The 14118-nt window shown below is 68.2% G+C and carries 14 protein-coding genes and 2 pseudogenes; 11 read left to right on the top strand and 5 right to left on the bottom strand.

Annotation, left to right across the window (positions count from 1 at the left end; translation table 11 throughout):
• Nucleotides 1-150: 150 nt before the first annotated feature.
• A complete protein-coding gene (locus NLX86_RS21505) occupies nt 151-723 on the bottom strand; it encodes a transposase (protein ID WP_254373369.1) in 573 nt (190 codons plus the stop codon).
• Between the two features lie 223 nt (nt 724-946).
• Nucleotides 947-1380 (bottom strand): annotated as a pseudogene (locus NLX86_RS35110) (GntR family transcriptional regulator); the annotation flags it as partial.
• A 67-nt stretch (nt 1381-1447) separates the two neighbouring features.
• Between NLX86_RS35110 and NLX86_RS21500 the strand changes: the two are divergent.
• The gene (locus tag NLX86_RS21500; protein ID WP_254373368.1) at nt 1448-2128 is read left to right on the top strand and encodes a hypothetical protein; all 681 of its coding nucleotides are present in this window, start codon (nt 1448-1450) and stop codon (nt 2126-2128) included.
• A 397-nt stretch (nt 2129-2525) separates the two neighbouring features.
• Nucleotides 2526-3512, top strand: a pseudogene (locus NLX86_RS21495) (IS630 family transposase).
• Nucleotides 3513-3846: 334 nt separating this feature from the next.
• Here the strand turns inward: NLX86_RS21495 and NLX86_RS21490 are convergent.
• Nucleotides 3847-4959 carry an ISL3 family transposase gene (locus tag NLX86_RS21490; protein ID WP_254373391.1) on the bottom strand — a complete coding sequence of 371 codons (1113 nt, stop codon included), beginning with the start codon at nt 4957-4959 and terminating at the stop codon, nt 3847-3849.
• Nucleotides 4960-4981: 22 nt separating this feature from the next.
• Nucleotides 4982-5164, bottom strand: coding sequence for a hypothetical protein (locus NLX86_RS21485; RefSeq protein ID WP_254373366.1), 183 nt, complete (start codon nt 5162-5164; stop codon nt 4982-4984).
• A 271-nt stretch (nt 5165-5435) separates the two neighbouring features.
• On the opposite strand from NLX86_RS21485, the gene NLX86_RS21480 reads away from it, so the two are divergent.
• From NLX86_RS21480 to NLX86_RS21450, 7 genes are all read left to right on the top strand, one after another.
• Nucleotides 5436-5921, top strand: coding sequence for a hypothetical protein (locus tag NLX86_RS21480; RefSeq protein WP_254373365.1), 486 nt, complete (start codon nt 5436-5438; stop codon nt 5919-5921).
• A 560-nt stretch (nt 5922-6481) separates the two neighbouring features.
• Nucleotides 6482-6754: a hypothetical protein gene (locus NLX86_RS21475; RefSeq protein ID WP_254373364.1), complete on the top strand. Its 273-nt coding sequence runs from the start codon at nt 6482-6484 to the stop codon at nt 6752-6754.
• Entirely contained in the window at nt 6751-7161 is a 411-nt protein-coding gene (locus NLX86_RS21470; RefSeq protein ID WP_254373363.1) for a type II toxin-antitoxin system VapC family toxin, read from the top strand. Before NLX86_RS21475 ends, NLX86_RS21470 begins: the two co-directional genes overlap by 4 nt.
• Nucleotides 7162-7422: 261 nt before the next feature.
• Nucleotides 7423-7989: a hypothetical protein gene (locus tag NLX86_RS21465; RefSeq protein ID WP_254373362.1), complete on the top strand. Its 567-nt coding sequence runs from the start codon at nt 7423-7425 to the stop codon at nt 7987-7989.
• Nucleotides 7986-9497, top strand: coding sequence for a serine/threonine-protein kinase (locus NLX86_RS21460; RefSeq protein ID WP_308409624.1), 1512 nt, complete (start codon nt 7986-7988; stop codon nt 9495-9497). Before NLX86_RS21465 ends, NLX86_RS21460 begins: the two co-directional genes overlap by 4 nt.
• A 157-nt stretch (nt 9498-9654) precedes the next feature.
• Complete coding sequence (locus NLX86_RS21455) at nt 9655-10305, top strand: SurA N-terminal domain-containing protein (protein ID WP_254373361.1); 651 nt, start codon at nt 9655-9657, stop codon at nt 10303-10305.
• A gap of 58 nt (nt 10306-10363) precedes the next feature.
• Nucleotides 10364-11368, top strand: coding sequence for a nucleoside triphosphate pyrophosphohydrolase (locus NLX86_RS21450; protein WP_254373360.1), 1005 nt, complete (start codon nt 10364-10366; stop codon nt 11366-11368).
• Here the strand turns inward: NLX86_RS21450 and NLX86_RS21445 are convergent.
• On the bottom strand, nt 11362-11652 hold the full coding sequence (locus NLX86_RS21445; RefSeq protein WP_254373359.1) for a hypothetical protein: 291 nt from the start codon (nt 11650-11652) through the stop codon (nt 11362-11364). The two genes, NLX86_RS21450 and NLX86_RS21445, sit on opposite strands and share 7 nt — an antisense overlap.
• A 104-nt stretch (nt 11653-11756) precedes the next feature.
• Here NLX86_RS21445 and NLX86_RS21440 point away from each other — a divergent pair, with 104 nt between their 5' ends.
• Both NLX86_RS21440 and NLX86_RS21435 read left to right on the top strand, forming a co-directional pair.
• On the top strand, nt 11757-13079 hold the full coding sequence (locus NLX86_RS21440) for a cytochrome P450 (protein ID WP_254373358.1): 1323 nt from the start codon (nt 11757-11759) through the stop codon (nt 13077-13079).
• Between the two features lie 112 nt (nt 13080-13191).
• Complete coding sequence (locus NLX86_RS21435) at nt 13192-14103, top strand: transglycosylase family protein (protein ID WP_254373357.1); 912 nt, start codon at nt 13192-13194, stop codon at nt 14101-14103.
• Nucleotides 14104-14118 lie beyond the last annotated feature (15 nt).

Below are 14118 nucleotides of genomic sequence, written 5' to 3'. Positions count from 1 at the left end.
TGAGCCCGGAAGTTGGTTTCGCGTCTCTCGTGCGGTGAATTTAAGACTGCCTGCCATGAAAAAGCGATGGGCTCCTTCCGGGGATCAGGAAGGAGCCCATCGCCGTTTGACGGCAACGGTGCGCTGAGGATGAAAGGCTGGGGTGACAGATCACGGGGGCTCCAGCGCGAGGCCGGTCTCGGTGACGAAGCCGTTGAGGACGTCGGGGTGGTTCTGGAGGTGCCGAAGCCGGTTCTTCACCAGGGGTATGAGGTCTTCGATCGAGCTGGGCGCGAGGCTGGCCAGTGACTTCTTCAGGTGGGCCCAGACGCCTTCGACAGGGTTGAGGTCGGGCGCGTATGGGGGCAGACGAACGATTGTGAGCCAGTCGCTGTTGGGGTCGCAGAACTTCCGCAGCGCCTTGGCATGGTGGGTGGTGGCGTAATCCCACACCACGATCAACGGGGCACCGCCGAGCTGCTGGTGGGCCGCGGTGAGCAAGGCGGCGAACTCGCGGGCGCGGAAGCCCTTCTTCTCGCCCGTCCGGCCGCGGTAGAGCTGTGTCCGGTAGATCAGCCGGGTTTCACGTCCGGGCTTGACGCAGACCATGCCCGCCATCAGGACCCGACCCGAGCCCTTCCCCGTCACGATCACCGGGGTTCGCCCGCGTCGGGACCATGTCCGGCCCTTCGCTGGGCGCAGGTGCTGCCCGGCCTCGTCCTCGAAGACTACCCACGCGCCCAAGAACTGGGCCGTCCTCATACCCGTGACCACTGCTCCAGGCGCCACCGCGCAACGGCCTGTTCATCCCGCTCGACCGCCCGGTGCGCTGGCAAATGCTGCAGCGCCGCTCCGTGTTCGGGGACGGCAGGCGTCCCGTCGACGTCGCCGTACTGAGGAAGGCAAGTATCTTGGCCGGCCAGGAGCGCTTCGCTGCAGTGCAGCGTCGAATCACCAAGTGAACCTGTGCGCGCTGTATCTCGGCGGCACGGGCGTGCGTGTCGGCGCGGGCGTGGGTGATGGTGCGCCCGGTCGCTTCCAGGACCCTCCCTGAGAGTCCGTGATTCCGCCCCGGAACGTGCCGCGAACACGGTCCTTGTCTTGCCTCGGCTGCCCGACCAGCCATTCGCGCCGGACAATCTGCTCTCTGGTCTCCGGTCTCCAGGTCGAAGATGTCGGCCGCGTGCAGCGGTGGGATGATCAGCTCGGCAGCCATCACACGGCTTGTCTCCCCCTCCGCCAAGAACGACTTCACCCGCTGGACCCTGGCCAGCCGGTCCCTGGCTGACAGGTCCACCCCGGGTCATCGGCGATGAAGGTGCCCCTCGGCGTGGCGCGGATGTAGTTCTCGACCTGCAGAGCTTGCAGAGCCTTCGACACGGTGGCCGCTGCTGCCTGCCACGATTACAAGACCGTTGGCGGCGACTTAATCGCCAGGGTCTTCAAGAAATAGTGATTGGCGCGAGAAGTGAGATTCGAGAAGCAAAAGTTTCAGAACATCAAGTCCATCGGCAGCGGTCGCGAGCTCGCGGGGTACGAGTTGGTCCGGTGCGAGTTCAACGGATGTGACCTGGCGCAGTTCGACGACCCCGGCCTCGGCCTGGTGGTACGGGACCTGACGGCCGAGCGCATCACTGTAAAGCGTTCCTTCGTGGACGGTGTCCGCTTCGAAGACGTGGAGGTCAACGGGCTCGCGGTGTCGTCCCTCATGCACCTCAACGGGTGCGTGTTCCGGCGCGTCACACTGCGAGGGCGTATCGGGGCCATCATGACGACGCCGCCCAGTTTCTCGCTGCCGGAAGAGACACAAGCCGCCTTCGCCGCGCGCGTCAAGGCGTTCTACGCGGGGGCGGACGTTGACGTGGACTGGGCACTCGACATTTCGGAGGCGGAATTCGAGGAAGTGGATCTCTACTATGTTCCAGGCCATCTCGTGCGGCGCGATCCGGAAACTCAGTTCCTGCTGCACCGTGACCGGCTCGCGGGAGTCGGCCTTGGCTCGCTCTCCACGTTCGCGCAGATTGCTGTTGATCGCTTCGAGGCGACTCCGTTCGATTCGATCGTCGCTGTCGCTCCGCGCCGTTCCCCTTACTTCGCCGAGGCGCTGGCCGGGTACGAGGAATTGAGGGCTCTGGGGGTAGCCGACTAGCCGCTGAACGAGATGTGCTGAAGGCGCCCCATCGAATGAATTCTTCGATGGGGCGCCTTCCAGCTTTGGCGTTGGTGTCAGCGGTTCCTGCCCCCAGCTCTTGTGTCGTATTGAAGTGCGCGTTGCCCGCCACCGAACCAGATCGGCACCCAGGTGACCGCGATGCTGCTGAGCCGATCAGGTTGTCACCCGTGAATGGGATATCCAATCTGGGCTCGGTCCTCTTCGAGGTCGGCAAGAGCTACATCCGAGTTCAGCGATGACATGATGCTCTGCGTGAGGGGCTGCAAGGCATATTTGATCCGAAACGCTTTGGGTTCAGGCTCGTTGTTGGTGTGTGAGTGATCTGGTGGGGGACGCGCGGACCTGGTCGCCGGACGCGCAGGAGGCCGTGCGGTTGCTGGCGGTGTCAGCGCTGACGGAGGGCCGGGACCGGGTGGACGTTGCCGCCCTGTTCAGGGTGTCGGTCAAGGCCGTGGACAACTGGTGGGCGAGGCGGCAGGCCGGCGGCCGGGACTCGCTGCTGTCCCGCCAGCGCGGCCGTCGCGTGGGCGAGCATCAGGTCCTGTCCGAGGCCGAGCAGGCCGCCGTCCGGCAGGCTGTCCTCGACCACACTCCCTCCGACCTGGGGCTTTCCGGTCAGCTGTGGACGCGGGGACAGATAGGCCAGCTGATCTTCAAGCTGTACGGGGTCCGGTTCACCGAGCCCGGTGTGGGCAAGTACCTCAAGCGCTGGGGGCTGACCTTCCAGCGTCCGGACAAGCGGGCGGTCGAGCAGGACCCGGAAGCGGTCCGTGTGTGGCATGAGGAGACCTGGCCGGCGATCCGCGCCAAGGCGAAGGCCGAGGGCGGCGAGGTCCTCTTCGCCGACCAGGTCGGCATCCGATCCGACCAGGTCACCGGCCGCACGTGGGGTGCCAGGGGACAGACTCCGATCGTCCGCCGTACCGGAAACCGGTTCTCCGTGAACGCGATGTCCGCGATCAGCACCCGCGGCCGGATGCACTTCATGGTCTTCACCGAGTCGTTCGACGCGAAGGTCATGTGCCGTTTCCTCGCTCGGATCGTCGGGCACTTCGACCGGAAGGTCCACCTGGTCGTCGACCGGCACTCGGCCCACCGCTCGAAGGCCGTCCGGGCGTGGCTCGCCGACCACGACGACGAGATCGAGCTGCACTTCCTGCCCTCGTACTCACCCGAGCTGAACCCGGACGAGCTGGTCAACGCCGACCTCAAACGCAGCCTGCCCCACACTCACCGGGCCAGGAATCAGGCCGAACTCGCCGCCGAAACACGCAGGTTCTTCCGCCGCTGACAACACCAGCCCCACATTGTCCGCGGCTACTTCGGCGGCACCCACGTCCGCTACACCCTCAACGAGTGAACTCAATGAGTTTCTGATCAAATATGTGCTGGCGGGGGCGACTCCGGTACTCGTCCATAACTGCGGCAGTGGCGCGAACGGTGGAAAATATGGTGATTTGCAGCCCGCCGGGGCGGGGAACGAGATCAACCATATTCCCGCCAATTCTAGTAGCCCTCTCAGCAAATGCAGTGGGCCTTCGATTCGGATGGAATATGACGATCGCCGTGCGGTTTATAGCACCGGGTCGTATATCGAGTCGCAGGCGTGGCGTATGAGGCAGAGGGAGTTGATAGATGCCGGTGATTTCCGTGGTCGCGCCCGCTTTGGTAGCAAGTATGACGGGTCTTCGAAGTTAAGCGGTGCGGAGGTGTCCGCGGGCTCGGCGGGTGGTGACGCAGCGTGTGCGGAGGCGTTGATTGTCTGCGTTGCGGAAGCCGAACGCGTTGCGGGCGACGAGCTTGATTACGCGGTTGATTCCTTCGCTCTTGGCGTTGCTGTGTCCGGTGTCGATGAACGCGGCGATCTCGGGCCACCAGCGGTCGACTGTGGCGGCGAGCGTGGTGACTTCGGGGACGTCGGCGTCAGCGCACCAGGTCAGGAACTTCCAGCGCAGGTGGTCGACTTGTTCACGGTCGCCGCGCCGGTGCGGGCCAGGGCGAGGAGGGTGGCGCAGGCTCTCCTTGGCGATCCACGCGGTCAGCAGTCTCTGCCCGATCGGCCCCTCGTCCAGCAGCGCGTTCCACATCGCCCGGAACTGCGTGTCGGTGAGGTCCTCACGGTTGCGGAGCAGCCGTCGGCGGGCCTTCCACTCGGGGTCGGTGGCGCGTCCGCGCCGGCCCCGGATCTCGGCGGTGGTGCGGCGCCGCACGGTGGAGAGCATCTTGTTCGCGAGCTGGACGACGTGGAAGTGATCGACGACCACGATGGCGCCAGGCAGGCCGGTGCGGATCGCGGCCCGGTAGGTGGCCGACATGTCGATGGCGACGTAGCGGATGTTCTTTCTCCAGGTCACGGGCGTGGTGGACAGCCAGGCCAGGACGTCGGCGGCGGTGCGGCCCTCGACCTGGCCGAGTAGCCCGCCGGTGCCGAGCGCGTCGACGAACCCGGTGTGCCAGCGGTCCCGTGTCAGCTTCCACTTCCCGGTGTCCGGGTCCTGTTCCCAGCGGGTGCGTCCGCGCCTGGTCTCGTCGATGCCCAGCACCTCGACCTGGGGCAGCGGCGCCTGGATCACCGTCGTGGCGGCGGTGCGGAAGGCGTTCATCACCACCGGCCAGGACAGGCCCAGGTCACGGCCGGCCTGCACGACGGTGGAGCCGGCATCCCGCACCCGATGCCCGGCCCAGGCCCGCAGCCGCGTCGTGATCCGGGCGCCGGCCGGTATCTCCTCGATCTGCTCGGTGAACGACTTGCGAGGACAGGCTGCCTCCCCGCACCACCAGCGGCGCTTGTGCCAGAAGAACTCCAGCCCGTGCTCGCCATACGGAAGGTCACGCGGCCCGGGTGATCGCCGGCCCCTTCACCCGGGAGGAGAAGACACCGCACTCCGGACACGCCCTGGCCGTCTCATCCGCCGTACTCAGATGCACCCGCCGGGTGCCGTCCTCCAGCCGCTCGACCCGGATGACGGACACCCCGTCCAGGTCCAGCAACAAGGTCGTATCGTTGACCACGCCCGTGGCTCCCAGATGATCGTTCTGCTCAAGAACAGAAATGATCACCCAGGACCACGGGCGCCCTGCATCCAGGGACCGACAACCCCATCTATCACGGACAGTGACGGGCAGTCAGTGCGCACGCCGACATGCACCGCTTAACTTCGAAGACCCAGTATGACGAGGCGATCGTGGAGATGTGGATGAGTCTCAGTTCGAATAAGGCCCTCCGGAAGTGGGCTGCGGAGCGGAACCCGTAGATGTCGCGGGGAAATAGAGTGAGGATCACATGCCGTCGGATTGGAAAGTTGAGATCGTCGAGTGCGGTGACCTCGTGCAAGACGATGACGAGGTCACGCCCCCGGAGGAAGCTGCGCGGCGCTGGAATCGATACGTGCAGTTGGCCGATTCTGTGACTGGAGAAGAAGGGCCGGACGGCGTCGCTGCAATCGTTTCCTCGCTGAAGGCGGAAGAGGATTACGGGGCACACCAGGCGGCACATGCAGCTTTGGCTCGCTTCCCTCGTTCGGACTTCGGTAAGGGGGTGGCGTTGGGGGCGAGAGGGCTTGTCTCCATCCCGAAGGATGGTAGCGGTAATGTTCTCCTGATTCTGGCGCGTGCGGGTTCCGTTGCCGTGAATAACTTCAACGAAGCCATCCGGGCATCTGAACCGAGCGTTCAAAGGGAAGTGCGCGCACTCGTGGAGTTCCATGAAGCGGAGGAGTGGCTTTCCGATGAAGGCGTTCGGAACGTTCTCCTGATGCCGCGGGGATAGTCGTAAAGTGGGATTTCGAAAGCCCCACCGGTTTCGGCGCCGGTGGGGCTTTCGAGCGTCCCGAAATGACGCTCTGACGTCGCCGGACTCCACGAAGTCGCCCCGGGATATTTCTCGGGGGGACTTCGGTCTTCTGTGCAGCATTCTTAGGGTGACGTGTGCGATCAGGGGCCTGAGCCCGCTTCCCGGGGCGCAATCCCGTAGGACAGCACCTGGCCGAAGGGGAAGTTCCAGCACCTCACCAGGGCCGAGCCCGAGGGCCTACCTACTGGGGGTGTCGGTGGCTGGGGCGAGGGCTGAGGGCCACCTCGAGCCACCCACCCGGTGCGGATCCCGCGTCGGCCGCACACCGGGGGCCGCGGGGTGGAAACACGGGTAGGGGGACAAGCCCCACCCCGTTTCGCAGGGCAGCGTATGGCTCCCGGAACACGACCGGCCCCACACCGGCGCACGATCCCGGCCCAAGGTCCCCCCAACCCCCGCGCGGGCGGGTTTCAGGCTCCGGAATGAGGGGTCAAAGACGCAGGACAGCCAGGCCGGGGCCGTGCCAGACTTGGGCCATGACGGCAGCACGCGACTTCGAAGATCTCCGATACGCGCTGGAGCACTTCAGCCCGCAGCAGGCCCGACGCCTGCGGCTGATCATCAGCCAGGACGAGGAACTCGCCGAGGCGCTTCCCGAGCGACATGAGACACCGGAGGACGAGGGGAGCGTTCCCGACGACATCCTGGCGCTGATCGGATCCGTGGACACCGGCCGCACCGATGCGGCAGAACGGCACGACGACTACATTCGCGAGCGGATGCAGCGACGCTATCCGCGATCCGTATGACGACCACGGTCTTCGATACCGGCCCCATCGTCGCGGCCCTCGACCGACGGGACAACCGCCATGTCGAGTGCGCCCAGTTCCTGTCCACTGCCACCGGCCGTCGCCTGCTGCCCAGCCCCGTAATGACCGAGGTCTGCTGGATCTTCGAGGACTGGCCGCACATCGAGGCATCGTTCCTCGACCTCGTCGCACGAGGCAGGTTCGAACTCGTCCACCCCACCACCGAGGACATCGAGCGAATGAGTGAACTGGTCCGCCAGTACGCCGACTTCCCCCTCGGCGCAGTCGACGCCTCCGTCATCTCAATTGCGGAGCGTTTCGGCGTGGACCGCATCGCCACCCTCGACCACCGTCATTTCCGAGCCATCAAGCCGAAACACGTCCCCGCACTCACGCTGTTGCCGTAAGCCTGGGCTGACGGCAATACCCGCGCATATGACTGGGCCATGTTCGACTTCCCGCCGACGAGAAGCCAGGGCATCGTCGGCTGCTGATCCGCCGACGGACTGACGGACGGCACAGTCCGCCCGGAGTGACCGGAGTGGCCGGAGTGGCCGAAGTGAGCTGAACAACAGTAGTTCCGTACAACCAAGGGCCGGTTGTCGGTGTCGGTGTATACGCTCGTCCTCGCCCCGTAGTCCGTCCCGTTCGTCCCGTAGGAGTCAGAGATGCATGGCCCCGCGCCCGCGCCGCCCGCGCGACCCGCCGCGAGCGTCGGGGTGATTGCCGTGCGCGTGATCATCTCGGTGCTGACCGTGCTCAGCCTGGGACTGCTCTCGTGGGTGGCCATGCTGCGCATCGCGATCATGAGGGGCAGGGGTAAGGACTGGGTGCTGTTCTGGGGCCAGTTGGTGCTCAACGTCAGCTGTCTGGGCATGCTGCACACCGCGTTCGCCGACAGCTGGATCTCGGACGCCGGCATGGCCGGACTGTTGATCACGGCCGTCGCCGTGGTCATCCACTACCTGATCGCCGACCTCCACCACCACCAGCGGCCGCATCAGGCCGGCGCACCGATACCGATGCCGGTCCCGCCCGTCCCGTACGGCCCGCCGCAGCCCGGGTACGGCTACCCGCCCCCGCAGACCGGAACCCCGGTGCCCGGTCACACGCCCACCCCCATAGCGCCCCAGCCCCAGCCTCAGCCCCAGCACCCGGCGCCGCCGCGTATCGACCAGGTCCGGGCCGAACTCGACGAGCTCAGCGACTACCTCCGCCGTAAGGAGGGCAGGTGAGCGGACGGATCGTGGCCGGCCGCTACCAGCTCGCCACGGTCATCGGCCAGGGCGGCATGGGCCAGGTCTGGACCGCGTACGACCAGCGCCTCGACCGCCGCGTCGCCGTCAAGCTGCTGCGCCCCGACCGGATGGCGGGCGCCGACGACGCCGAGGAGCTGCGCCGCCGGTTCGTACGCGAGTGCCGGGTCACCGCGCAGGTCGACCACCCGGGGCTGGTCACCGTGCACGACGCGGGCAGCGACGACGACGACCTCTACCTCGTCATGCAGTACTGCGAGGGCGCCGACCTCGCCGACCACCTCGCCGAGCACGACCCGTACCCCTGGCAGTGGTCCGTCGCCGTCGCCGCGCAGCTGTGCGCGGTGCTCTCCGCCGTGCACGCCGTGCCCATCGTCCACCGCGACCTCAAGCCGCGGAACGTGATGGTCAAGCCGGACGGCACGGTCACCGTCCTCGACCTCGGTGTCGCCACGGTCCTGGACAACGACACCACCCGCCTGACGCACACCGGTTCACCCATCGGCAGCCCCGCCTACATGGCCCCCGAGCAGGCGATGGGCGGCGCTGTCGGCCCGTACACCGACCTGTACGCCCTCGGCGTCCTGCTGCACGAACTGCTCAGCGGGAACGTGCCGTTCGCCGGCTCCACCGCCCTCGGCGTGCTCCACCGCCATCTGTACGAGCCGCCGCTCCCGGTCCGCCAGCTGCGCCCCGAGGTCCCCGAGCAGCTCGAGGCGATCGTGCTGCGGCTGCTCTCCAAGGACCCGCAGCAGCGCCCCGCCACCGCGCAGGAGGTGTACGAGTCCCTCGCCCCGCTGCTGCCGGGCCGCGGTATGCCGTCCGGCCCGCTAGACCCCACCCGCCCCTTCCTGCGCCCGCACGCCCCCTGGCCGGACCGTGCGACCACCCCGCCCGCCCAGGTGGTGCAGCCCGCGCCCGCGCAGCCCGACGTCGCCGAAGCCGTGGACGAGGTCAAGCGGCTGCTGGGGGAGGGACGCATCACCCAGGCCGTCGACATCCTCGGCGGCATCCTCCCGGCAGCCGCCGCCAAGCACGGCGAGAACTCGCCGGTCGTCCGTACGCTGCGCAAGCAGTACGCGGCGACGCTCATGGACGACGGCCAGTACCGCCGCGCCCTGCCCGAGCTGCGCAGGCTCGCCGACGAGCGCGCCGCCGAGTCGGGCGCCGCCGACCCGGCCTCGCTCCGCTTCCGCTACGAGGCCGCCCAGTGCCTGGAGCAGCTCGGCGAACCGGCCGCCGCGCTCGCCGAGTACCGCGCCCTCCTGCCTTACTTCGAGAACCGGTACGCCAACAGCGACCTGGAACTCCCCCTGGAGGTCCGCCGCCGTATCGGGCATCTGCTGCTGGCCCTCGGCGACCGGCCGGCCGCCCACGACACACTGGCCCGGCTGCTGTTCGACGCCGAGCGGCTGCACGGACCGAACCACCCCTTCCCGGGGGAGGTCCGCCGCACCCTGCACTGGCTCGGTCAGGTGCGCGGCTGAAGCGGTCCCGCCGGCGCGGCGTGCCCGGAAGTGCTGCCGAATCGTTGGTCGAATCAGTGGCCGAAGCCACACCGACTGCCTAACATCGATCACCGCAGGGTCTTTGTGCACCGACGCACAATCTCGCGAACGCACATCTCGCCGCCGGGAGGCTCCTTTGCACCGCCGCCGTCGCACCGCGCTCACCGTCTCAGCCGCGCTCCTCGGCGCGGCCCCGCTGCTGACTGCCTGCGGCAGCGAGGGCCATCCGGGCACGGCGGCCATGGTGGGCGGTGAACGGATCGCGGTGTCCTCGCTCCAGGCGCAGGTGAAGGACGTACGGGAAGCGCAGAACGGCTCCCCGCAGGCCGAGCAGCTCATCCAGAGCACCGGCCGGCTGCCCCAGGCCAAGCTCAACTCCATGATCCTCGACCGGATCCTGGAGCGGGCCGCCGCGGACGCCGGCGTCGAGGTCAGCCCCAAGGACCTCCAGACCGCGCGCAAGGACGCGGAGCAGCAGGCCGGCGGCGCCGAACCGCTGCAGCAGCTGATGCTCCAGCAGCGCGGAGTGGCACCGGACCAGATCGACCAGGCGCTGCGCGAGGACGTCCTGGTGAACAAGCTCGCCGCCGCGCTGGGCGCCGACCTCGGTACGCCCGACGGCCAGGCGAAGATCGTCCAGTCACTGGCCGGCACCTCCAAGGTCCTCGGCGTCGAGGTCAACCCGCGCTACGGCGCCTGGGACGACCAGAAGATCCAGCTCACCGGGTCCAAGACGCCGTGGATCACCCAGGTGACCAAGCAGGACCAGGAGCCCCTGAGCGGCTGACGAGCACGGATTCGGAACCGGGAGCCGGCGCCCGGCGCGGCCGGGGTACGTTCGACAGGTGACTGCACACGCCCCTTCCGATGCCCCTGACCCGTCGTCCGACCCGTCCCCCGGCCGCATCATCCTGCTCACCACCAGCCACCGGGTGGCACCAGGACTGCTGTCCTGGTCCGCGTGGCAGACGCTGCGCGCCGCCGACCGCGTGCTGTGCGCCGACCCCGGGCACCCGCAGTTGCCGTATCTGCGCGAGGCGCGGATCACGGTCGAGCGGTCCGCGCCGGACGCCCAGGAGCTGGTGGACGCCTGCGCCGGTGGCCGCACGATCGTCGTCGTCCCGACCGGCGAGGGCGACCAGCGGCTGACCGACGGGCTCGCCCGGCTGGCCGGCTCGGGCCGGGTGCAGATGCCGGATCTGGAGCTGCTGCCCGCCTCGTACGACCTGCCCGGCGCCCGCCTCCTCGACCTCGTCCAGGTCATGGACCGGATCAGGGCCGAGTGCCCGTGGTCCTCGACCCAGACCCACCAGGGGCTCGCCAAGTACGGCATCGAGGAGGCGTACGAACTCGTCGAGGCGATCGAGGACGGCGACCGCGACGAGCTGCGCGAGGAACTCGGGGACGTACTGCTCCAGGTCGTCTTCCACGCGCGGATCGCACAGGAGGATCCGGACGAGCCGTTCTCGATCGACGACGTCGCGGCGACGATCGTCGACAAGCTGATCCACCGCCACCCGCACGTCTTCGGGGACGACACCGCCGAGACCCCGGAGGACGTCAAGGAGCACTGGCTGCGTACCAAGGCGATGGAGAAGCAGCGCAGCTCGGTGACCGAGGGCATCCCGCTCGGCCAGCCGGGCCTCGCCCTCGCCGCCAAGCTCGCGTCCCGGGTCCGGACCGCCGGCATCGAGATGGCGCTCCCGGCGGGCGAGGGCATCGGTTACGAGCTGCTGGCCATGGCCGTACGCGCGGAAGCCCAGGGCACCGACCCGGAGACGGCACTGCGCGCCGCGGCCCGGGTCTACCGGGACACGATCCGCGCGGCGGAGGACAGCGGGCGTCAGTAGTCGCGGGGTGCGCGGCCCGAGGGGTTGTGCCAGTGGGTCCCCGGATGGTTGAGGAACCACTCGTCGGCTCCGAGAGGCCGGGGCTGCCCCGTGCCGGGCACCGCGTCGTGGAAGATCCGGGACCCGCTCGCGCCCACTTCCACCAGCACCTCGGCGATCTCGTCGATGAAGGCGGGAGGCCCGCTGAGAAAGACATCCTGCTCCGGCCAGTTGAAGAACTTGACCGCATGCTCGGCCCGCCTCTCCACCACGGCAAAGCTGTCTTTCAGAATTCGTACGTCCACATGGCGAAGTAAGGTCTGTACCTACTTTCAAGTCAAGGAGCGGGGCGTGTGACGTAAAAATTGTGGTGACGGCCCACATAAGGGGAAGAAGATACGGTCGGGTCGTGCATGACGAGACGGCCGCAGGCCCCACACCCACGCTGTTCAGCTGGGAGTTCGCCACCGACCCCTACCCGGCGTACGCCTGGTTGCGCGAACACGCTCCCGTCCACCGGACCGCGCTGCCCAGCGGGGTCGAGGCGTGGCTCGTGACCCGGTACGCGGATGCCCGGCAGGCCCTCGCCGACCAGCGGCTCAGCAAGAACCCGGCGCACCACGCCGAATCCGCGCACGCCAAGGGGAAGACCGGTATCCCCGGGGAGCGCAAGGCCGAGCTGATGACCCATCTGCTGAACATCGACCCGCCGGACCACACCCGGCTGCGGCGGCTGGTGTCGAAGGCGTTCACCCCACGCCGGGTGGCGGAGTTCGCGCCGCGCGTCCAGGAGCTGACGGACCGGCTCATTGACGATTTCGTCGAGAAGGGCTCCGCCGACCTCATTCACGAGTTCGCCTTCCCGCTGCCCATCTACGCCATCTGCGACATGCTCGGCGTACCGCGCGAGGACCAGGATGACTTCCGCGACTGGGCCGGGATGATGATTCGACACAGCGGCGGGCCGCGCGGTGGAGTGGCCCGGTCGGTGAAGCAGATGCGGAACTATCTCGCGGAGCTGATTCACCGTAAAAGGGAGGATCCGGGAGAGGATCTGATTTCGGGTCTGATCCGGGCGAGTGACCACGGCGAGCACCTCACCGAGAACGAGGCCGCCGCCATGGCCTTTATCCTGCTGTTCGCCGGCTTTGAGACCACCGTCAATCTGATCGGAAACGGGGTGTACGCCCTGTTGCGTCACCCCGAGCAGCGCGAGCGGCTCCAGTGGTCCCTCGCCGCCGGCGAGACCGGGCTGCTGGCCACCGGAGTTGAGACTGGGCCTTCCCGGGGGGTAACCCCCGGACCCCCAGCCGGGAAAGACCTCCTCGCGACGGCTGTCGAGGAACTGCTGCGCTACGACGGGCCGGTGGAGCTGGCGACCTGGCGGTACGCGACCGAGCCGCTGACGCTCGGCGGGCAGGCCGTCGCCGCGGGCGATCCCGTGCTCGTCGTACTGGCGGCGGCGGACCGGGACCCGGAGCGGTTCGAGCAGCCCGATGTGCTCGACCTCACGCGGCGTGACAACCCCCATCTCGGATACGGGCACGGTATCCACTACTGCCTGGGTGCGCCGCTGGCCAGGCTGGAAGGGCAGACGGCTCTCGCGACCTTGCTGCGCCGTCTTCCTGACCTGCGGCTCGCGGCGGATCCTGCCGATTTGCGCTGGCGGGGCGGGCTCATCATGCGCGGACTGCGCACGTTGCCGGTGGAGTTCAGCCCCTCCGGTAGGTGACGGAGCGTCATGCACGTGACCTTCACGTGATCTCCGCTGCATCGACTTGTGACAAGCGTTCGAGTACCGCTACGTTCACCGTCGTCTCACCAGTCACACGGAAGGCAACCGCATGCGCTCCGGGAACGGCCGTCATCGGCGCCCCCGCCAAGCCCCAGCCCTCGTCGTCGCGGCCGGGGTGACCGGCTCCGCCCTCGCGATTCCGCTGCTCGGTGCCACCGGCGCCAGCGCCGCGGACGCCTCCACATGGGACCGCGTCGCCGAGTGCGAGAGCGGCGGTACATGGAGTGCGGACCTCGGCAACGGGTACTACGGCGGGCTCCAGTTCAGCCAGCAGACCTGGGAGGAGTTCGGCGGGCTGTCGTACGCGCCCCAGGCGGACCTCGCCAGCCGTGCCCAGCAGATCGCCGTCGCGGAGAAGGTGCTCGCCGCGCAGGGCCCGCAGGCCTGGCCGAGTTGCGCCACCACCGCGGGTCTGACCCAGGGCGGCCTCATAGCCGATGTCGACCCGGGTCTGCCGACGGAGGACATGTCCGTGGGCCCCGCCCCCGTACGGCCTTCGGAGTCCACTCCGGCGGACGAGTCCTCCGCCAAGCCCACCAAGCCTGCGGCCTCCGCGACGCCGACCGCTCCCGATGGGTCGAAGACTTCAAACTCCGGCAAGTCGGACAAGTCGCGCCAGTCGGACACTGCTTCGCCCGACGCGACCGGCTCCGGCGCCGGCAAGCACCGGGGCGAGCCGGCCGCCGGCGAGACGGCCGAGCCGGGCGTCCCGGCCGACGGCCGTGACACCGGTCGGCACGCCTCACGCGGTGCGGACGCGACGCGCGACGGGGCCGAGGCGGAAGCGGGCGCGTACACCGTGCTCCCCGGCGACAACCTCTGGGACATCGCCGACAAGCAGGGCGTATCGGGCGGATGGTCCGCGATCTACGAGGCCAACGAGACGGTGATCGGCGCCGAGCCGGACCTCATCCTCCCTGGCCAGAGCCTCGACCTGGGTGTCGATCTGACCGAAAAGTAGGGGGAGTTCGGGACC

The sequence above is a fragment of the Streptomyces sp. A3M-1-3 genome (assembly GCF_024213665.1).
Lineage (GTDB): Bacteria > Actinomycetota > Actinomycetes > Streptomycetales > Streptomycetaceae > Streptomyces.
Note: the sequence above shows the minus strand (reverse complement) of the source record. Positions and strands in the feature narration are given on the sequence as shown.